Origin of the sequence: Ancylobacter sp. SL191, from assembly GCF_026625645.1 — a bacterium.
GTDB lineage: Bacteria > Pseudomonadota > Alphaproteobacteria > Rhizobiales > Xanthobacteraceae > Ancylobacter.
Genome location: NZ_CP113056.1, coordinates 3,694,281 through 3,712,259, shown reverse-complemented (window position 1 = coordinate 3,712,259; position 17,979 = coordinate 3,694,281). Strand labels below are relative to the sequence as shown.

The 17,979-nt window shown below is 69.0% G+C and carries 20 protein-coding genes; 10 read left to right on the top strand and 10 right to left on the bottom strand.

Annotated features, from left to right (window positions below):
• Positions 1–32: 32 nt before the first annotated feature.
• Positions 33–2,708, bottom strand: coding sequence for a type I DNA topoisomerase (topA, locus tag OU996_RS16930; protein WP_267582775.1), 2,676 nt, complete (start codon positions 2,706–2,708; stop codon positions 33–35).
• A 289-nt stretch (positions 2,709–2,997) separates the two neighbouring features.
• On the opposite strand from topA, the gene OU996_RS16925 reads away from it, so the two are divergent.
• Positions 2,998–3,210, top strand: a complete 213-nt coding sequence (locus tag OU996_RS16925; RefSeq protein ID WP_267582774.1) for a hypothetical protein — start codon at positions 2,998–3,000, stop codon at positions 3,208–3,210.
• Here OU996_RS16925 and dprA read toward each other — a convergent pair.
• From dprA to OU996_RS16905, 4 genes are read right to left on the bottom strand one after another with little or no spacing between them, the layout of a single operon-like run.
• A complete protein-coding gene (dprA, locus tag OU996_RS16920) occupies positions 3,207–4,319 on the bottom strand; it encodes a DNA-processing protein DprA (protein WP_267582773.1) in 1,113 nt (370 codons plus the stop codon). The genes OU996_RS16925 and dprA overlap by 4 nt on opposite strands.
• 13 nt (positions 4,320–4,332) lie before the next feature.
• The gene (gene plsY / locus OU996_RS16915; protein ID WP_267582772.1) at positions 4,333–4,938 is read right to left on the bottom strand and encodes a glycerol-3-phosphate 1-O-acyltransferase PlsY; all 606 of its coding nucleotides are present in this window, start codon (positions 4,936–4,938) and stop codon (positions 4,333–4,335) included.
• 51 nt (positions 4,939–4,989) lie between these two features.
• Positions 4,990–6,306 carry a dihydroorotase gene (locus OU996_RS16910; protein WP_267582771.1) on the bottom strand — a complete coding sequence of 439 codons (1,317 nt, stop codon included), beginning with the start codon at positions 6,304–6,306 and terminating at the stop codon, positions 4,990–4,992.
• Complete coding sequence (locus OU996_RS16905) at positions 6,299–7,252, bottom strand: aspartate carbamoyltransferase catalytic subunit (RefSeq protein WP_267582770.1); 954 nt, start codon at positions 7,250–7,252, stop codon at positions 6,299–6,301. The genes OU996_RS16910 and OU996_RS16905 overlap by 8 nt, the downstream gene beginning before the upstream one ends.
• Before the next feature lie 170 nt (positions 7,253–7,422).
• Here OU996_RS16905 and OU996_RS16900 point away from each other — a divergent pair, with 170 nt between their 5' ends.
• Positions 7,423–7,818 (top strand): hypothetical protein, encoded by a 396-nt coding sequence (locus OU996_RS16900; RefSeq protein ID WP_267582769.1) that lies wholly within the window; start codon positions 7,423–7,425, stop codon positions 7,816–7,818.
• Between the two features lie 60 nt (positions 7,819–7,878).
• Here the strand turns inward: OU996_RS16900 and OU996_RS16895 are convergent, their stop codons facing one another.
• The 3 genes from OU996_RS16895 to OU996_RS16885 form a co-directional block, all read right to left on the bottom strand.
• Positions 7,879–8,811, bottom strand: a complete 933-nt coding sequence (locus OU996_RS16895; RefSeq protein WP_267582768.1) for an AEC family transporter — start codon at positions 8,809–8,811, stop codon at positions 7,879–7,881.
• A 5-nt stretch (positions 8,812–8,816) separates the two neighbouring features.
• Positions 8,817–9,311, bottom strand: a complete 495-nt coding sequence (gene ruvX / locus OU996_RS16890) for a Holliday junction resolvase RuvX (RefSeq protein ID WP_267582767.1) — start codon at positions 9,309–9,311, stop codon at positions 8,817–8,819.
• A 169-nt stretch (positions 9,312–9,480) separates the two neighbouring features.
• Entirely contained in the window at positions 9,481–9,924 is a 444-nt protein-coding gene (locus OU996_RS16885; RefSeq protein ID WP_267582766.1) for a helix-turn-helix domain-containing protein, read from the bottom strand.
• 93 nt (positions 9,925–10,017) lie between these two features.
• On the opposite strand from OU996_RS16885, the gene OU996_RS16880 reads away from it, so the two are divergent.
• A complete protein-coding gene (locus OU996_RS16880) occupies positions 10,018–11,259 on the top strand; it encodes an MFS transporter (protein WP_267582765.1) in 1,242 nt (413 codons plus the stop codon).
• An 83-nt stretch (positions 11,260–11,342) separates the two neighbouring features.
• On the top strand, positions 11,343–12,047 hold the full coding sequence (locus OU996_RS16875; protein ID WP_267585740.1) for a metal-dependent hydrolase: 705 nt from the start codon (positions 11,343–11,345) through the stop codon (positions 12,045–12,047).
• Positions 12,048–12,122: 75 nt separating this feature from the next.
• Here the strand turns inward: OU996_RS16875 and OU996_RS16870 are convergent, their stop codons facing one another.
• Positions 12,123–13,055, bottom strand: coding sequence for a hypothetical protein (locus OU996_RS16870; protein WP_267582764.1), 933 nt, complete (start codon positions 13,053–13,055; stop codon positions 12,123–12,125).
• A gap of 143 nt (positions 13,056–13,198) precedes the next feature.
• On the opposite strand from OU996_RS16870, the gene OU996_RS16865 reads away from it, so the two are divergent.
• From OU996_RS16865 to OU996_RS16840, 6 genes are all read left to right on the top strand, one after another.
• The gene (locus tag OU996_RS16865; protein WP_267582763.1) at positions 13,199–13,585 is read left to right on the top strand and encodes a hypothetical protein; all 387 of its coding nucleotides are present in this window, start codon (positions 13,199–13,201) and stop codon (positions 13,583–13,585) included.
• Positions 13,586–13,623: 38 nt separating this feature from the next.
• Entirely contained in the window at positions 13,624–13,902 is a 279-nt protein-coding gene (locus tag OU996_RS16860; protein WP_267582762.1) for a hypothetical protein, read from the top strand.
• A gap of 104 nt (positions 13,903–14,006) precedes the next feature.
• Complete coding sequence (gene gatC, locus OU996_RS16855; RefSeq protein ID WP_267582761.1) at positions 14,007–14,294, top strand: Asp-tRNA(Asn)/Glu-tRNA(Gln) amidotransferase subunit GatC; 288 nt, start codon at positions 14,007–14,009, stop codon at positions 14,292–14,294.
• A gap of 5 nt (positions 14,295–14,299) precedes the next feature.
• The gene (gatA, locus tag OU996_RS16850) at positions 14,300–15,781 is read left to right on the top strand and encodes an Asp-tRNA(Asn)/Glu-tRNA(Gln) amidotransferase subunit GatA (protein ID WP_267582760.1); all 1,482 of its coding nucleotides are present in this window, start codon (positions 14,300–14,302) and stop codon (positions 15,779–15,781) included.
• Positions 15,781–16,077 carry a chorismate mutase gene (locus OU996_RS16845; protein WP_267582759.1) on the top strand — a complete coding sequence of 99 codons (297 nt, stop codon included), beginning with the start codon at positions 15,781–15,783 and terminating at the stop codon, positions 16,075–16,077. Before gatA ends, OU996_RS16845 begins: the two co-directional genes overlap by 1 nt.
• A 104-nt stretch (positions 16,078–16,181) precedes the next feature.
• On the top strand, positions 16,182–17,621 hold the full coding sequence (locus OU996_RS16840; RefSeq protein WP_420712644.1) for an esterase-like activity of phytase family protein: 1,440 nt from the start codon (positions 16,182–16,184) through the stop codon (positions 17,619–17,621).
• A 25-nt stretch (positions 17,622–17,646) separates the two neighbouring features.
• Here OU996_RS16840 and OU996_RS16835 read toward each other — a convergent pair whose 3' ends face one another.
• A complete protein-coding gene (locus tag OU996_RS16835; protein ID WP_267582758.1) occupies positions 17,647–17,919 on the bottom strand; it encodes a DUF6455 family protein in 273 nt (90 codons plus the stop codon).
• Positions 17,920–17,979: the final 60 nt, after the last annotated feature.

Genomic DNA, 17,979 nt, shown 5'->3' with positions numbered 1-17,979 from the left:
GCGCGGCGGCCGGTAACGGTCCAAGGGCGCGATTAAGCGCCCTTGGCCGTGCGTTTCGATGGCGCTTTGGCTGTCTTCTTGGCCGTAGCCTTCTTTGCTGCCGGCTTCTTGGTCGCGGGCGCATCCGCGTTCTTGCTCGCCGTCTTGGTCGCGCTGCGCGTGGTGCGGCCGGCGGGCTTGGCAGGAGCCAGCGCGGCCCTCGCCTCGATCAGCTTCACCGCCTCGTCCATCGTCACGGCCGCAGGATCGATATCCTTCGGCAGCGTGGCGTTGACCTTGCCGTGGTTGACATAGGCGCCGAAGCGGCCGGGCCGCACAGTCACCACGCCGCCCAGTGTCGGATGCTCGCCGAGTTCACGCCCGCCGGCCGCGCCGCGACCGCGACCGGGGCCCTTGTTCTGCTTGTCGGCGATCAGCGCAACGGCGCGATTGAGGCCGATGGTCAGGACATCATCGCCCGCCTCAATATTGGCGTAGGTCTTGCCGTGCTGGACATAAGGCCCGAACCGCCCGATGCCGGCGAGAATCGGTTCCCCAGTCTCCGGGTGGCGGCCAATGTCGCGCGGCAGCGAAAGCAAGGCCAGCGCGGCGTCGAGGTCGACATCGGCTGGCGCGAGGCCCTTGGGCAGGCTGGAGCGCTTCGGCTTCTCGCCATCCTTGGCCTCGCCGAGCTGGAGATAGGCGCCGAAGCGGCCATCGCGCAGCGAGACTTCCAGCCCCGTCTCCGGGTCGGTGCCCAGCACGCGGTTGCCGCTCGCCTCCGCGCCATTCTCGCCCTCGCCGGACTGCACCGCGAGCGGGCGCGTGTAGCGGCATTCGGGGTAGTTCGAACAACCGATGAAGGCGCCGAACTTACCGACCTTGAGCGAGAGCCGCCCCGTGCCGCAGGTCGGGCACAGGCGCGGGTCCGTGCCGTCTTCCTTGGGCGGGAAGATGTGCGCGGTCAGCATCTCGTCGAGCGCGGAGATCACCTCGGAGACGCGCAGATCCTTTGTTTCGCCAACAGCTGCGGTAAAGTCGCGCCAGAAGTCGCGAAGCACGTCCTTCCAGGCCAGTTCGCCGGCGGAAATCTGATCGAGCTTCTCTTCCAGATCGGCCGTGAAGTCATACTCGACATAGCGGTCGAAGAAGCTCTCGAGGAACGCCGTGACCAGGCGGCCCTTGTCCTCCGGCACCAGCCGGCGCTTGTCGAGGCGCACATATTCCCGGTCACGCAGCACGGCGAGCACGGAGGCATAGGTCGAGGGCCGGCCGATGCCGAGCTCTTCCATGCGCTTGACGAGCGAGGCTTCCGAATAGCGCGGCGGCGGCTCGGTGAAGTGCTGGTCGGCCTTGATGCCCTTGTTGGCGAGGGCGTCGCCGGCGGTCATGGCGGGGAGGCGGCGGTTCTCCTCGTCCTCCTCCTCATCGTCGCGGCCTTCGCGGTAGAGGGTGAGGAAGCCATCGAACTTGATGACGGTGCCAGTGGCCCGCAGGTCCAGCGCGCGGCCGCCCGCCGTGGCGGCGATGTCGACGGTGGTGCGTTCCAGCTCGGCCGATTCCATCTGGCTGGCGACGGTCCGCAACCAGATCAGCTCATAGAGCCGGGCCTGCTCGGGTTCGAGATAGCGCGCCACATCCTTGGGGCGGCGCGAGACATCCGTCGGCCGGATGGCCTCATGGGCCTCCTGCGCGTTCTTCGCCTTGGTGGTGTATTTGCGCGGCGCGGCGGGGACGTAGCGGTCGCCATAGTCCTGGCCGATGACGGCGCGGGCGGCGGTCACCGCTTCCGGCGCCATGTCCACGCCATCGGTACGCATATAGGTGATGAGACCGACGGTCTCGCCGCCGACGTCCACGCCCTCATAGAGGCGCTGGGCGACGCGCATGGTCGAGGCCGGCGCAAGGCCGAGCTTGCGGCTCGCTTCCTGCTGCAGTGTCGAGGTGGTGAAGGGCGGGTAGGGGTTTCGCCGGCCAGGCTTGGCCTCGACCGAGCTGACGCGATAGGCCGCGCTCTCCAGCGCGGTGCGGAACGCCGCAGCTTCCTCGGCCGTGCCAACATCGAGGCGGGAAATCTTGTTACCGTCCGCGCCGACGAGCCGTGCCTCGAACACATCCGCACGCGGCGTCGCGAGCTGGGCGACGATCGACCAATATTCCCGCCGCACGAAGGTCTCGATCTCGCGCTCGCGGTCGCAAACCAGCCGCAGCGCGACGGACTGCACGCGGCCGGCCGAGCGGGCGCCTGGCAGCTTGCGCCACAGCACCGGCGAGAGAGTGAAGCCGACAAGGTAGTCGAGCGCGCGCCGCGCCAGATAGGCATCGACGAGCGCGCCATCGATCTGCCGCGGGTGCTTCATCGCCTCAAGCACGGCCTGCTTGGTGATGGCGTTGAACACCACGCGCGAGATCGGCTGGCCCTTGAGCGCGCGCTTTTCCTTCAGCACCTCCAGCACATGCCAGGAGATCGCCTCGCCCTCGCGATCCGGGTCGGTGGCGAGGATGAGACCGTCCGCTTCCTTCACCGCGCGGGCGATGTCCGACAGCCGCTTCTGCGACTTTGGATCAACGTCCCACAGCATGTGGAAGTCGTGCTCAGGATCCACCGAGCCATCCTTGGCCGGCAGGTCGCGCACATGGCCATACGAGGCGATCACCTCGTAGTCCGGTCCCAGATATTTGTTGATCGTCTTGGCCTTCGCAGGCGATTCGACGATTACGACCTGCATCAGCCCGCGCGTCCGTTGGTAGTCTAGCCCAAAGCGGCCCGGAAAATGGGGGAGCCGCCCCGGCCTGTCAAATGCCCCCGGCCTCCTTGCCGCACGAGGGGCCGCTTCCGCAAGGGGGAACCGTCCGCAACGCCGGTGTTTTCGCCGAGGGTGCTGCAATGCGGGAGAAAGTGCGCCCCCGCAAGAGATGGATTGCAATTCCTGATTTAGTTAATCACCCTATGCGCAATTATTTGGTGCATACCCATTCCGTCACAACCCTTTGTCGGCTTTCAAGAGCAGGTTTCTCGTGAACGAGCAGCCGCATGACCATTGCCGGAGCCGGGACACGGCTTCCTACATTGCTGACATGGCGCGCGAGTTGGCGGGCCTCGCCAGCGAACGCGATCTGGCTATCCTGCGCTATCTCCTGCAGATGGCGAGCGAAGAGGCGCGGGCCATCGCCGGCCTGCCTGCTCCTGAGGCGGAGAGATCGGCCGAGGCGCCTGAGGATCGCGGCTAGAGGAGCGAGACGCGACCGCCGCCATGGCGCTCCAGCCGCCCGGCAAGCTCCAGTTCCAGTAGCAGGATCTGCACCGCACCGGCCGAAAGGCCGGACATGGCGACGAGATCGTCCACCGGCAGGGGTGTTGGCCCGAGCAGTTGCAGCAGCCGACCGCGCGCGTCGTCGCTGGGGTCGGGAATGTCAAAGCCGGCATCGCTGCCTTCCTCGGCGTCGAGCGGGCGAGGGGTATCGTGCAACAGCGACAGCCCCTCCAGAACGTCGCTGGCGCTGGTCACCAGCGTCGCGCCCTGGCGGATCAGCGCGTTAGTGCCACTGGCGCGTGGATCGAGCGGCGAACCGGGCACCGCGAACACATCGCGCCCCTGCTCGCCCGCCAGGCGTGCGGTGATCAGGGAGCCGGAGCGATCGGCCGCCTCGACGACCACGACGCCCCGCGAGAGACCGGAGACGAGTCGGTTGCGCCGGGGGAAGTCGCGCGCCCGTGGTTCCCATCCCATCGGCATTTCGCTGAGCACGACCCCCTGCTCGGCGATGGCGCGCATGAGCGGCTCGTTCTCGCGCGGGTAAGGGCGATCCAGCCCCCCGGCCAGCACCGCGATGGTGCCCGTGCCGAGGCTCGCCTCATGCGCCACCGCGTCGATGCCACGCGCGAGGCCGGAGACCACGACCCAACCGGCCTCGCCAAGGCCGCGCGACAGGCGCGCCGTCATCGTGCGCCCGGCGCCTGAGGCGTTGCGCGAGCCGACAATGCCGACGCAGGGGCGATTGAGCAGATCGACCCGTCCGAGAACGGCGATGAGCGGCGGGGGATCGTCGATTTCGCGCAGCAAAGCGGGATAGTCCGGTTCGCCGAGGGCGAGGAACTGCCCGCCGAGACGTTCCAGCGCCCGCATTTCGGCCTCGGCCTCGGCGGGGCTCGGGACGCGTGGGGGAATAAGACCGCCACCGCGCCGGGCGAGTCCCGGCAGCGCGTCCAACGCCGCGGCGGCGCCGCCATAGCGGTTGATCAGGTTGCGGAAGCTGCGCGGGCCGACATTTTCGGTGCGGATCAGGCGGAGCCAGTCGCGGCGCTGGTCGTGATCGAGACGAACGCCGCGTGGTGCCACCCTTGCCGCTCCCTCAGCCCTTCTTACCGATCTTGCCTTCGGTGCCCGCCAGCAGCCGGGAAATGTTCGCCCGGTGCATGAACCAGAGCAGGGTGGCGAGGATCGCCAGCAGCAGCCCCGTGGGCGCCGGGGCAACGATGACGGCGGCGAGCGCCGTCAGCACGCTGGCGACCAGCGCTGCCAGCGAGGAGTAGCGGGTGATGAAGGCCACGGCGAGCCACGCGGCGGCGAAGACCAGCGCCGCCTGCCAGGCCAGCGCCAGCGTGACGCCAAGGAAGGTCGCGACGCCTTTGCCGCCCTTGAAGCTGAGCCAGACGGGGAAGAGGTGGCCCAGAAACGCGCCCAACGCCGCGGGCAGTGCGGCGGCCGGGCCGATGAGGGCGGCGGCCAGCAGCACCGCCACCGTGCCCTTGAGCGCGTCGCCCAGCAAGGTCGCCGCCGCGAGGCCCTTGCGGCCCGTGCGCAGCACATTGGTGGCGCCGATATTGCCGGAGCCGATGCTGCGAATATCCTGTGTCCCGGCCATCCGGGTGAGGATGAGGCCGAACGGGATGGAGCCCAGCAGATAGCCGAGCAGCAGGGCAATGACGCTCGGCAGGGTGGGAAACGACCAACTCATGCCAGCGACCTTAAAGGCTTTGTGCCGAAAGGGAACTCGGCAGCGTTCCGATCAGACATATTCGTAGACGGTGCGGCCGGCGACCAGCGTGCGAACGACGCGGCCCTCGAAGCGGGCCTCGTCGAACGGCGTGTTCCGGCAGCGCGACTTCAGGTTTGCCGCGTCGAGGATCCAGGCTTCGTCCGGCGCGATCAGCGCGATGTCGGCTGGGCTTCCCGGCCGCAGCGAGCCCGCCGGCAGGCCGAGCAGCTCGGCTGGCCGCGTCGACATGGCGCGGATCAGCGCCATCAGGGGCAAGGTGCCATCATTCACCAACCGCAGCCCGGCGGCGAGCATGGTCTCCAGCCCGATGGCGCCAAAGGCGGCTTCGGAGAAGGGCAGGCGCTTCACGTCGACATCCTGCGGGTCATGGTCAGAGACGACCACGTCGATCAGTCCTTCCGCCACCGCCTGAACCAGCGCCATACGGTCGTCTTCCGAGCGAAGGGGCGGGGTCAGCTTGAAGAAGGTGCGGTAACCGACGACATCGCGCTCATTGAGCGTGAGATGGTTGATGGAGGCGGATGCCGTAACGTTCAGCCCCGCATCCTTCGCCCGGCGCAGCACCTCCAGCGATTCCGGGCAGGTGAGCGAGGCGGCGTGGTAGCGCCCGCCGGTGATCGAGGCGAGGCGCACATCGCGCTCGAACACGATGGTTTCCGCCGCCTTGGGCATCCCCGCGAGGCCGAGGCGCGAGGCCAGCTCGCCCTCGTTCATCACGCCCTCGCCGGCCAGCGACTTGTCCTCGGTGTGATGGACGATCAGCGCGTCGAAATCCCGCCCATAGGTGAGGGCGCGCCGCAGCACCTGCGCCGAGCCGACCGAATGGGTGCCATCGGTGAAGGCGACCGCCCCCGCCTCGCGCAGCAGGCCGATCTCCGTCATCTCGCGACCTTCCAGCCGCTTGGTCAGCGCCGCCATGGGAAGGACATTGACGATGGCGGTGTCGCGCGCCCGGCGCATGACGAAGTCGACGATGGCGGGCTCGTCGATAATCGGGTCGGTCTCGGGCTGGCAGATGATGGTGGTCACGCCACCGGCCGCCGCCGCCTGGCTGGCCGAGGCCAGCGTTTCCCGGTGTTCAGCGCCCGGCTCGCCGATGAAGGCGCGCATGTCGACGAGGCCGGGCACCGCGATGAGGTGTCGGCAGTCGACGATCTCGGTGCCTTCCGGCAGGCCCGCCGATTTCAGATTGACGGCGAAGTCCTTCACCACGCCGTCGGCGATGAGCAGGTCGCCATGCGCGTCGAAGTCGCGCGAGGGGTCGATCACACGCGCATTGGCGAGGAGGATCGGGCGAGCGTCGTGGATCGGGCGGAGATCACGCATTGGGCAGGTTCCGCGACAGCGCGTCCAGCACGGCCATGCGGACGGCGACGCCCATCTCGACCTGCTCGCGGATGAGGGACTGGGCGCCGTCGGCGACCGCCGAATCGATCTCGACGCCGCGATTCATCGGGCCCGGATGCATCACCAGGGCATCCGGCTTGGCAAAGCGAAGCTTGGCCTCATCGAGCCCCCAGAAGTGGAAATACTCTTTCACTGAAGGCACATAGGAGCCGTTCATGCGTTCGCGCTGGAGCCGCAGCATCATCACGATGTCCACATCCGCAAGGCCCCGCTTCATGTCGCCATAGACGTCAACGCCGAAGCGCTCGATGTCGCGCGGCAGCAGGGTCGGCGGCGCGATCACCCGCACCTGCGCACCAAGCGCGTGCAGCAGCAGGATGTTGGAGCGGGCGACCCGCGAGTGGATGATGTCGCCGCAGATGGCGACGGTCAGGCCCTGGATGCGGCCCTTGTTGCGGCGGATGGTGAGGGCGTCGAGCAGCGCCTGGGTAGGATGCTCATGCGCCCCGTCGCCCGCATTCACCACCGAGCAGTCGACCTTCCGGGCGAGCAGTTCGGCGGCGCCGGAGGCGCTGTGGCGCACGATCAGCACATCCGGGTGCATGGCGTTCAGCGTCGCCGCCGTGTCGATGAGCGTTTCGCCCTTCTTCACCGAGGAGTTGCCGACCGACATGTTCATCACGTCGGCGCCGAGGCGCTTGCCGGCGATCTCGAAGGAGGACTGGGTCCGCGTCGAGGCCTCAAAGAACAGGTTGATCTGGGTGCGGCCGCGCAGGGTTGCCCGCTTCTTCTCGACCTGTCGGTTGAGGAGCACGAACTCTTCGGCGAGGTCGAGCAGCCCGACGATCTCGTCGGGGGAAAGGCCCTCGATGCCGAGCAGATGGCGGCGCTGGAGGGTAAAGCTGGCAGTCGGGTTCGATGTCATATCGAAGTCGGCTGGATAGACGCACCGGGCCCCCGCCGCAAGCCATAAAGCACGCTGTCCCAACGTTTCGGCGCCGCCGGCCGGCCGCCGGCAGTGGGCACCGGGGAACCGCCGCTGCGCCTTTGCGTTGTCTCGGCACGGCGCCAGAGCGCGGAAATGGAGTATCGACGATGACCCACTCGGTTGAGAATACCAGGGCCGGCATCGGCACGATTGCCGGCATCGGCTTTGCGGCGGCGCTGACCGCGCTGGCCAGCCTGCCCGCCGCCGCGGCCCCCGTGTCGCTGGGCGGTGGCGTGCCGCAGGCGGTGCGCACGGTGCCGGCGGCGCCGGTTGAGACTGTCCGCTGCCGCGGCTGCGCGGTTGGTGTCGGCATCGCGGCTGGCGTGATCGCTGGCGCGGCCATCGCCAACGCCACCCGTCGCGATCGGTATTATGATGCCGGGCCTGGCTATTATGACGAAGGCCCCGGCTATTATGGCCGCCCGGTCTATAGCCGCAGTCCCGGACGCTGCTGGGTGGAGACCAACCCGCATCGCGGCACCGGCTACTGGACGCGTTGCTGATCGTTTCGGTATATCAAGGGGTTAGGCAAGGCGGCGCCGCAAGCGCCGCTTTATGGACGCCTAGAGATACGCAACCAGCCCGATGACGAGCGGCATGGTCAGCGCCGCGAGCAGCGTCTGCAGGGTGAGGATTTCCGCCAGCAACGGGGCGTCGCCGCCCATCTGGCGAGCGAGCACATAGCCGTTGGGCGCCGAGGGCACCGCGCTCGCCACGGCGACGATGAGCAGGTCCACCTCGTGCAGCTTCAGCGCCCAGCCGATGGTGACGGCGGCGGCGGGAAGGGCTAACAGCTTGATAAAGCTAGCGAACCAGGTCGCGACCCGCGGCCGTCGCAGGTCGCCCAACCGCAATCCGGCGCCGACAACCAGCAGCCCCAGCGCCAGCGAGGCGCGGCCGAGCACGTCGGCGAAGGTGACGATCACCGGCGGGATCGGGATGTGCAGGGCGTTGATCAGCCCGCCGGCGACGCAGGACCAGATGAACGGGTTGCGGACCAGCTGGAGAAACATCAACCTCTTGCTGTTGCTGCCATTTTCCCCGTGACGGGCGAGCACCATGACGCTCAGCGCATTCAGCACCGGGATCATCACGGTGAGCCCGACCGCCGCCACCGCCAGCCCGGCCGGACCGGCGATGGCGCCCGAAACGGCCAGCGCAATATAGGTGTTCCAGCGCAGCGCGCCCTGAAAAACCGAGGTATAGGAAGGACTTGAGAGCTCCAGCCAGCGGCTCAGCGGGCGGCGGGCGAGTGTCAGGGCGAGGGCGAACAGGGCGATGGAGCCGAGCAGCGCGGCCGAGACCTCCATGACCGCGACCTTGCCGAGTTCGGCGCGGACGATGGACACCACCAGAAGCGCCGGGAACAGCACGAAATAGGTCAGCCGCTCCAGCGCGATCCAGTGCGAGGATTCCGGCAGAAGGCCGCGCTTCAGCACCGCGCCGAGGGCGATGACGAGGAAGACGGGGACCAGCGCGCCGAGCACTGCTTCCATACTAACTACCTGTCAGAAAATATGTTTTCAGCGATGAAGCGCAGCCGGTCGAGGGCGCCTTGCAGGATGAAGACGGCGGCTTGCTGGTCGACGACTTCGGCGCGGCGGGCGCGGCTCATGTCCATGGCGAGCATGTCGCGCTCGACGGCGGCGGTGGAGAGCCGCTCGTCCCACAGGATGATCGGCAGCTCGGTGAGCTTGGCGAGGTTGCGGGCGAAGGCGCGGGTCGACTGGGCGCGCGGGCCTTCCGAGCCGTCCATATTGACCGGGAGGCCGAGCACGAAACCGGCGGCGTGGCGGGCGCCGGCGAGCGACAGGATTCGCTGCGCATCGGGCGTAAACTGTTTGCGCGCAATGGTTTCCACCGGGGCGGCGAGGCGTCGGTCGGGGTCGGAGGAGGCGACGCCGATGGTCTTGGTGCCGAGATCGAGCCCCACCAGCCCGCCGCGCGGGGGCAGGAGAGGGGCGGCCTCGACGATGGTGAGAATGGCTGCGGGCATGATGCCGAGCGGCCTAGCACGCCCCCGCACCGGGCGCCATGGCGGGGCGAAAATGCCGGCCAAAATGCGTGACCAGTCAGTGCAGTGAGGTGACCAGTCTGTGCAATCTGGTGACCAGTCAGTGCAATGAGGCCAGCGGGCCGCGCGTGTGCCTCACCGGGGATCGCCCTCAGCGCGGGCGACCGCGCGGCGGGGGCGACCCGCTCCTCTCCCGACCCCGGCCACGGGTTCCGGCGACCTCGACCAGCCGGCGGAAGGTGGGGCATTCCATGTGCGACGGGGCCGGGCAGTCGGCGACGTGGCGGAGCGTGTCGCGCAGCGCGGCGAGCTCCCGGATCGTCTGGTCGATGGCGTCGGCCTTGGCGTGCAGCACGTCGCGCGGCAGGCTTGGCTCGCCATTGGGGCCGAACATGGCGGCGATCTCGCCGAGCGGGAAGCCGGCGGCCTTGCCCATGGCGATCAGCTTCAGCCGCAGCAGCACCTCGGGGGCGAATTGCCGGCGCAGGCCATGGCGGGACACCGGGGAAATCAGCCCGGCTTCCTCGTAATAGCGCAGCGCCGAGGGCTTCATCCCGCTGCGCGCGGCGACCTCGCCAATATCCAGCAACTTCATGCTTGACCTCAATGCGACTTGAAGTGGCAGCCTGCGTTTGAAACAGGTTTCCGGCAAGGGGAGATGGCCATGCGGCCGAGGAAAGCGCGGCAGATGGACGGAGACGACGCCGGAGCGCCGAGAACGGGCGCGGCCGCGCGGACCGTGGCGACGCTGGCGCTGGCGATGCTGCTGGGCTCGCTCGGCACCAGCATCGCCAATATCGCGCTTCCCACGCTGGCCGAGGCCTTCGCGGCGCCATTCGCGGCGGTGCAGGCGGTGGTGGTCGCCTATCTCGCGGCGCTGACGGTGGCTGTGGTGATCGCCGGCCGGCTGGGCGACCGCTACGGGCTGAAGCCGATGCTGGTCGCCGGCCTTTGCCTGTTCGCGCTCGCCTCACTGTTTTGCGCGCTCGCGCCGAGCCTGCCGCTGCTGATCGCCGCTCGGGCGCTTCAGGGCAGCGGCGCGGCCTTTCTGATGACGCTCTCCATGGCGCTGATGCGGCAGACGGCGAGCGCGGCCCGCCTCGGCCGCGTCATGGGTCTGCTCGGCACCGTGTCGGCGCTGGGGACGGCGCTCGGCCCGGTTCTCGGCGGCCTGCTGATTCCGGTGGCCGGCTGGCGTGGCATCTTCGCGGTGCTGGTGCCGCTGGCCCTGCTGACGCTCGTGCTGGCCATCGCGATGCCGGCCGGTGAGGCGGCACGGGTGAGTCGCGCTTCTTCCCGGTCGGGGGTGGCGGTGATCCGGGGGCTGGTGCCCAATCTCCTTGTCAATCTGCTGGTCGCCGCCGTGATGATGACGACGCTGGTGGTCGGCCCGTTCTATCTCGGCATTGCTCTTGGCCTCACGGCGACGCAGGTCGGCCTCGTCATGGCCGTCGGCCCGGCGATTTCCGTCATCAGCGGCGTCCCGTCCGGGCGGCTGGTCGATGCGGGTGGGCCGTTCCTTGTGGGGGCTGTCGGCCTCGGCCTGCTGGCGGGCGGCGCGTTCCTGCTCGCGCTGCTGCCGAACCTTGTCGGCGTGACCGGCTATGTGCTTGCCATGGCCGTGGTGACGCCGGGCTATCAGCTCTTTCAGGCCGCCAACAACACGGCGGCGCTGGCGGATGTGCCGCCGGACCGGCGGGGCACGGTGGCCGGCCTGCTCAACCTCTCGCGCAATATCGGGCTGATCGCCGGCGCCTCGGTGATGGGCGCGGTCTTCGCCTTTGGGGTGGGGACGGACGCCTTCGCGCGGGCGACGCCCACGGCCATCGCGGCCGGGATGCAGCTCACCTTTCTGGTGGCGGGCGCGCTGATGCTCGTCGCGATCGGGCTGGTCGCGGCAGCCCATCGCCGCGCTGGCGACCGGCCCTGAACCCTCCCGCCGCTGCCGGACCGGCACCTTGTGTCACCCGTTCGGCGCATTATCTTGCCGCCGTCACCTGCGCGGAGAGCATGATGAAGATCACCTGGTACGGCCACGCCGCCTTTCGCCTAGAGCTCGCCGGCACGGCGGTGCTGATCGACCCGTTCCTCTCGCATAACCCGATGTTCACCAGCACGGTGGAAGAGGCGAGCCAGGGCGTCAGCCATATCCTGCTCACCCATGGCCATGGCGACCATGTCGGCGACACCGTCGCCATCGCCAAGGCGACGGGCGCGACGGTGGTGGCCAATGCCGATCTCTGCGGCTGGCTCGGCACGCAGGGGCTGGACAAGCTGGAGATGATGAACACCGGCGGCACCATCCATCTGCCGGGCTTCACCGTCAGCATGGTCCGCGCGGACCATTCCTCGGGCATGGTGGTGGACGGGGCGAGCGTCTATCTCGGCAATGCCAACGGCCTCATCGTCAAGGCGCCGGGCGAGCCGACGCTCTGGCACATGGGCGATACCGACATCTTCTCCGACATGGCGCTGATCGCCGAGATCCACCGGCCGGACATTGTGATCCTGCCGATTGGCGACCGCTTCACCATGGGGCCGGAAACCGCGGCCGTGGCGGTGACGCGCTATCTCGGCGGGCTGACCATCATTCCCGCCCATTACGCCACCTTCGGCCTGCTGGAGCCCAATGCCGACCGCTTCGTGGCGCTGGTCGGCGAGGAGGCGACGGTGGTGGTGCCGCCGGTCGGCGTCGCCCAGGACTTTCCCAAGCTGTGACGCTCTGAAACCCTGACATCTGAAGCCCATACGCCACGCCGCCGGCTGTCCGCTCCGGCGCGATGGTGATCGGGCTCACACCGTGTCGCACGCGGCCTCGCCGATCGCCGCCAGACCCGCGCGGGTGGCGCGGGTCAGTCGCGCCAGGGCGGTGGCCATGAGCATCTGCATGGCCTCCACCAGCGCCGGCTCGGCCAGTGCGCCGCCCTCGGTGCTGCGCCCGCTGTCCCGCCGCACGAGGCCCGCCTCGGCGGCGACGCGCAGCATCTCCATCACATGCGAGCGGGAGATCCGGCACTCGCGGGCGAGATGGGCGACGCTCAAGGCCGTGCCGGTGCGCGCCGCGTCGAACAGGCTGAAGGCCACCATCAGCCCGCCGTCGCGGTCGGCGAAGATTTCAAGGCACGGCAGCTCGCTGACAACGCGCCAGCCGGCGCGGAACGGCACCAGCATGGTGTCGACGAAAGGCTCAAGGAAGCGCGGATTGTCGAGATGGACGGCGCCACGTGCCGCCTCCGGCGAGGCCGGGGCCATCGCTTCCAACATCGCGCGCCAGCGCGCCGTGTGGATCGCCAGCATGCGCGGGGTCAGGGCCAGCCGGTGCCGGCGCCGGTCCGCGTCCGGGGCCTGGACGACCAGCCCGAGCAGCCGGCAGGCGGCGAGCACCGCTGTCACCCGGCCGGGGCTGCACAGGCGAAGAGCGGTGGCCTCCGCCTTCAGGCGCCCGGCGGTGAGGCCGGGCGAGCCCGGCGCTGATTCGAGATGCATGCTGAGCATGAGTAGCGAGAGGGCGATGCGCCCCCGGTCGTTCAGAACGCGCGTCAGCAGCACATTGCCGTGATATTGCACGCTGAGGCTGCGTGCCGCCGCGAAGGCCGTGGCCGGGAAAGCGGGATGCTGGAGCAGCGCCGCGCGCTCCGTTGATTCGAGGGCGAGCAGCGCGGCAAGCGCTTCTGCTTCCAGCGGAACGGAATTCGCGGCAGCGGCGGAAAAGGCTGGCAGCATCATGCGTCCGGTTCGGCAGGCTGATCCGTTATCGGTGCGTGGCAGCCGAGATGCCACGATCCGATCAATAATCGACATTGCCGTTTATGTCCGGCAGGGCATTATCGCGCCGCTTCCGCTCCGTGATGTCAACCTAAGGAGGCGATATGACCGGAAAACTTTCCCTCAGCGCTCTGTCGGCCGCCGCGATTCTCGCCGGTGGCCTCGCGATGCTAGGGCCGTCCCCCGCCTCGGCGGCGGTAATCTACTGCACCGGCCCCGGCGTTCCTGTCGGCTGCGTGGTGCGGCCGACGCCCGCGGTGCGCGCGGCTGTCTACTGCACGCGCCCCGGCTATCCCGTCGGCTGCGTCGGCACCGCCCCGGCGGCGCGGGCCGCCGTCTACTGCACCCGTCCGGGCTACCCGGTCGGCTGCGTCGGTGGTGTCGGTGCGCCCGGCGTTGGTGCACCCGGCACGCCGAACTCGCGCGCCGTGGCGCGCCCCGGCCCGGGGGTCAATGGCGGCGGCGGGGTCAATATGCCCGGCCTGCGCTGATCCCCGCTTCGCTTTTCTTCGTGTTCCAGGAGACAACCATGATGATTCTTTCCCGCGCCGCCGCTGTTGGCGTCGTTCTCGCCCTCGGTGCCGCCTCGCCGGCCTTCGCCGATGCCGCCGCCGGCAGCGCCTGCGCCGCCAAGCTGACCCCGCAGGGGCAGGCCATCTATGCCGGCGCGGTGAGCGCTGGCGGCGATGTGCGCTCGGCGATCACCAGCTCGGCCCGCTCGCTCGTCATGTCCGGCCAGATGGACCAGGGCACGGCGCGCGCCAACGCGGAAGCCGCCGGCAAGTGCCTGGAACTGGCGCGTTCCTGACCGCTGCCCGTGCCCACGCCCCGCAATGCGCCGCCCCGCGCGTTGCGGGGCGCGGTGCGTGCCTGCTATAGGGCGCGCATCGTTCTCGTTGAGTGGGATTTCGGATGTCGGTCGATCAGGCGACGGTCCGGCGGGTGGCGCATCTCTCGCGCATCGCCGTGACGGAGGAAGAGGTAAGCCACCTCCAGGGCGAATTGAACGCCATCCTCGCCTTCGTGGAGCAACTCGGCGAGGTGGACACCACCGGCGTCGAGCCGATGACCAGCGTCATCCCGATGACGCTGCCGCTGCGCGCGGACGCCGTCACCGACGGCTTTTATCCCGAGCGCGTGCTGGCCAACGCCCCGCTGGCCGAAGACGGCTTCTTCGCCGTGCCGAAAGTGGTGGAGTGAGCGCGATGACCGATCTCACCCGCCTCACCATCACCGCCGCCCGCGAAGGGCTGGCGCAGGGCCATTTCACCGCCACCGAGCTCACCACCGCCTATCTCGGCGCCATCGAGGCCGCCGGGGCGCTCAACGCCTATGTGCTGACCACGCCGGAGAAGGCGCTGGACATGGCCAAGGCGAGCGACGCGCGGATCGCCAAGGGCGAGGCCGGGTCGCTTGAGGGCATCCCGCTCGGTGTGAAGGACAATTACGCCGTGGACGGCGTGCGCACCACGGCCGGCTCCAACATCCTCAAGAACTTCGTCCCGCCCTATGAATCGAGCGTGACCGCCAATCTCTGGCAGGCCGGCGCGGTGCTGCTGGGCAAGCTGAACCAGGACGAGTTCGCCATGGGCTCGTCCACCGAATCGAGCGCCTTCGGCCCGACGGTGAACCCCTGGCGGCGCACCGGCTCGACGCAGCCGCTCGTGCCCGGCGGTTCCTCCGGCGGCTCGGCGGCGGCGGTGGCGGCGCATCTCGCCGCCGGCGCGGCGGGCACCGATACCGGCGGCTCGATCCGCCAGCCGGCGGCCTTCACCGGCACGGTGGGCATCAAGCCGACCTATGGCCGCTGCTCGCGCTGGGGCATCGTCGCCTATGCCTCCTCGCTCGACCAGGCCGGGCCGATCGCCCGCTCGGTGAATGACGCGGCGCTGCTGCTGCGCGCCATGGCCGGGCATGACGCCAAGGATTCCACCAGCGTCGACCTGCCGGTGCCGGATTATCAGCAGGCCTGCGGCGCCTCGGTGAAGGGCAAGCGCATCGGCATCCCCCGCGAGTACCGCGTCGACGGCATGTCGGCCGAGATCGCCGCGCTGTGGGACAAGGGCGCGCAGATGCTGCGCGACGCCGGGGCGGAAATCGTCGAGATCAGCCTGCCGCACACCAAATACGCCCTGCCGGCCTATTACATCGTCGCGCTGGCGGAAGCCTCGTCCAACCTCGCGCGCTATGACGGCGTGCGCTATGGCGAGCGGGTGGCCGGCCGCGACATCGTCGAGATGTATGAGAAGACCCGCGCGGCCGGCTTCGGCGCGGAAGTGCGCCGGCGCGTCATGATCGGCACCTATGTGCTCTCGGCCGGCTATTACGACGCCTATTACCTCAAGGCGCAGCAGGTCCGCACGCTGATCAAGCGCGACTTCGAGACCGCCTTCGCCGGCGGCATCGACGCCGTGCTCGCCCCCGCCACCCCGTCGCCGGCCTTCGGCATTGGCGAGAAGTCGGGCGCCGATCCGGTGGAGATGTATCTGCAGGACGTGTTCACGGTGACGCTGAACATGGCCGGCCTGCCGGGCATCTCGGTGCCGGCCGGGCTCTCCACCGAGGGCCTGCCGCTCGGCCTCCAGCTCATCGGCAAGCCGTTCGAGGAGCAGGAGCTGTTCGCGCTCGGCCAGGTGATCGAGGATGCGGCCGGCCGGTTCGACATCCCGGAGAAGTGGTGGCTGTGATGGCGCGGATCCTGCCCGAGAACGAGCGCGCGCTCGCGCCCTTCCGGGCGGAGATCGACCATATCGACGCGCAGATGGTCGAGCTGCTCGCCCGCCGCTTCGAGGTGGTCAAGCACGTCATCGCCATCAAGCAGGCGGAGGGCCTCGCCGCCCTCCTGCCCGAGCGGGTCGAGGACGTCGTCGAGAAGGTGATGGCGCAGGCCGAGACCAAGGGCGTGCCGCCGGAGCTCGCCGAAAAGCTCTGGCGCGTGCTGATCGACTGGGTTGTGGCCTATGAGAACGAGCGGCTGGGGTAGGGCTCCAGCCCCGCCAAATCCTTGCAGGGCTTACGTTACGGCGTTCACGGTGCTGTCAAGAAGCGCGCCTAGAAGCGGCCTTCCTCGTCCGATGGGAGGTTCCCGTGACGCTGAATCCGCTCTCCACTGCCGGCCGTGCCGCCGCTCTCGGCCTGCTGCTGACACTCGCCGCGCCGGCCACTTTCGCCGCCGGGCTTTCCGACCTGCCGCATAATCAGGGCCTCGTCGCCAGCGGCCAGCTGCCGGCCACGCTGCGCGACCGGTTCGGCGAGACCTTCGGCTCCGGTTCCGGCATGACCGTGCTGTCCTGGACGAAGACCGCCACCGGCTATGCCGGCGAGTTCCTGCTGCTGCCGGACCGTGGCTATAATGTCGAGGGCACGAGCGACTATCATGTGCGCCTCAACCGGGTGTCCATCGCCTTCGACACGCCGGCGCCGGGCAAGGCGGCGATGGCGACGCTGAAGCTGGAGGACAGTTTCCTGCTCACCGACACCACGGGCACGCCGATGAGCGGGCTCGATCCGGTGACGCTTAACACCACCAATGGCATCGGCCCGGCCGGCGGGCTCGGCCTTCCCGGCGCGGCGACCGGCGCGGTCAGCCTCGATCCCGAGGCCATCGTGCGGCTGCCGGACGGCTCGCTGATGATTTCCGACGAGTATGGGCCGGCGCTTTATCACTTCAACGCCGAGGGCCGGATGCTCTCCGCCACCCTGCCGCCGGCCGCCTTCCTGCCGATGCGCAAGGGCAAGCTCGATTTCTCCTCCAACAATCCCGGCCCCGGCGCGCCCAAGCCCGCGGTGGAAGACCCCGAGACCGGCCGGCAGAACAATCAGGGCTTCGAGGGTCTGGCCTATGAGCCGGCGACCAAGCGCCTGACGGTGGTGCTGCAAAGCGCGCTGCGCCAGGATGGCGGCGACAAGAAGTCCACCCGTCAGAACACCCGCGCTTTGGTTTATGACGCGGCTGATCCCGACCATCTCGCGCTGGTCGGCGAATATGTCGTGCCGCTGCCGCTGTTCAAGGATGGCGACAAGACACTGGTGGCCGCGCAGAGCGAGCTTGCCGCGCTGGGCGATGGCCGCTTCCTGCTGCTCTCGCGCGACAGCAATAATGGCTGGGGCGTGAAGGGCGACACCTCGCTCTACCGCCGTGTCGACCTGCTGGATTTTGCCGGCGCCACCAACATCGCCGGCACCGCCTTTGACGGGCTGACACCGGTGGCGCCCAAGGGCGTGGTCGATCCGTCGGTGACGCCGGCGACGCTCACCGGCCCGGTGGTCGACCTCAACGACAATGCCGAGCTTGCCAAGGCGGGCCTCCACAATGGCGCGCCGCATGACGCCACCGACCTGTCGGAGAAGTGGGAATCGATGGCGCTGGTGCCGGCGCTCGATCCGGCGCACCCGGACGACGCCTTCCTGCTGATCGCCAATGACAACGACTTCCTGACCACGCAGGGCCATCAGGTCGGCGCCGACTACAAGGCCGACGCCGATGTCGACACACGGGTGCTGGTCTACCGGCTGTCGCGGCACTGACAGGCAGGCGCGGCCGGGCCGGGGGCTACGCCTCCAGCGCGGCCGTTTCGCGGGCGATGGTTTCCGCCACCCACTGCGCGAAGTGATCCTCGTTGCGGCAGAAGCCCGGAACCGGGTCGGCGGGGGATTTCTCGGCCATCCAGTGATGGCACTCCTCCGCCGCGCGACAGCCCAGGCACCGCTGGGCGGCAGCGCGCAGCTCCTCGTCGGAAACGATGCCGCTGTCGGGGGACAGCCCGGCATGTTCCATCATGGCGCGGAACAGGGCGAGCCGCTCGTCGATCGTGTCCACCTGCATGAAAGCCTCCCCGCAATGCCAGCGGGAAGAATGGCCGCCCCGCGCGGGGGCGGCCTTGAT

Excerpts from the sequence above, each read along its gene's own strand:
- plsY (WP_267582772.1), bottom strand. The coding sequence starts at position 4,938 with ATGAGTTGGTCGTTTCCCACCCTGCCGAGCGTCATTGCCCTGCTGCTC.
- OU996_RS16835 (WP_267582758.1), bottom strand. The coding sequence starts at position 17,919 with ATGCAGGTGGACACGATCGACGAGCGGCTCGCCCTGTTCCGCGCCATG.
- OU996_RS16895 (WP_267582768.1), bottom strand. The coding sequence starts at position 8,811 with ATGGAAGCAGTGCTCGGCGCGCTGGTCCCCGTCTTCCTCGTCATCGCC.
- OU996_RS16860 (WP_267582762.1), top strand. The coding sequence starts at position 13,624 with ATGATGATTCTTTCCCGCGCCGCCGCTGTTGGCGTCGTTCTCGCCCTC.
- OU996_RS16885 (WP_267582766.1), bottom strand. The coding sequence starts at position 9,924 with ATGAAGTTGCTGGATATTGGCGAGGTCGCCGCGCGCAGCGGGATGAAG.
- OU996_RS16875 (WP_267585740.1), top strand. The coding sequence starts at position 11,343 with ATGAAGATCACCTGGTACGGCCACGCCGCCTTTCGCCTAGAGCTCGCC.
- gatA (WP_267582760.1), top strand. The coding sequence starts at position 14,300 with ATGACCGATCTCACCCGCCTCACCATCACCGCCGCCCGCGAAGGGCTG.
- ruvX (WP_267582767.1), bottom strand. The coding sequence starts at position 9,311 with ATGCCCGCAGCCATTCTCACCATCGTCGAGGCCGCCCCTCTCCTGCCC.
- topA (WP_267582775.1), bottom strand. The coding sequence starts at position 2,708 with ATGCAGGTCGTAATCGTCGAATCGCCTGCGAAGGCCAAGACGATCAAC.
- OU996_RS16910 (WP_267582771.1), bottom strand. The coding sequence starts at position 6,306 with ATGCGTGATCTCCGCCCGATCCACGACGCTCGCCCGATCCTCCTCGCC.
- OU996_RS16900 (WP_267582769.1), top strand. The coding sequence starts at position 7,423 with ATGACCCACTCGGTTGAGAATACCAGGGCCGGCATCGGCACGATTGCC.
- OU996_RS16905 (WP_267582770.1), bottom strand. The coding sequence starts at position 7,252 with ATGACATCGAACCCGACTGCCAGCTTTACCCTCCAGCGCCGCCATCTG.
- OU996_RS16865 (WP_267582763.1), top strand. The coding sequence starts at position 13,199 with ATGACCGGAAAACTTTCCCTCAGCGCTCTGTCGGCCGCCGCGATTCTC.
- OU996_RS16845 (WP_267582759.1), top strand. The coding sequence starts at position 15,781 with ATGGCGCGGATCCTGCCCGAGAACGAGCGCGCGCTCGCGCCCTTCCGG.
- gatC (WP_267582761.1), top strand. The coding sequence starts at position 14,007 with ATGTCGGTCGATCAGGCGACGGTCCGGCGGGTGGCGCATCTCTCGCGC.
- OU996_RS16880 (WP_267582765.1), top strand. The coding sequence starts at position 10,018 with ATGGACGGAGACGACGCCGGAGCGCCGAGAACGGGCGCGGCCGCGCGG.
- OU996_RS16870 (WP_267582764.1), bottom strand. The coding sequence starts at position 13,055 with ATGATGCTGCCAGCCTTTTCCGCCGCTGCCGCGAATTCCGTTCCGCTG.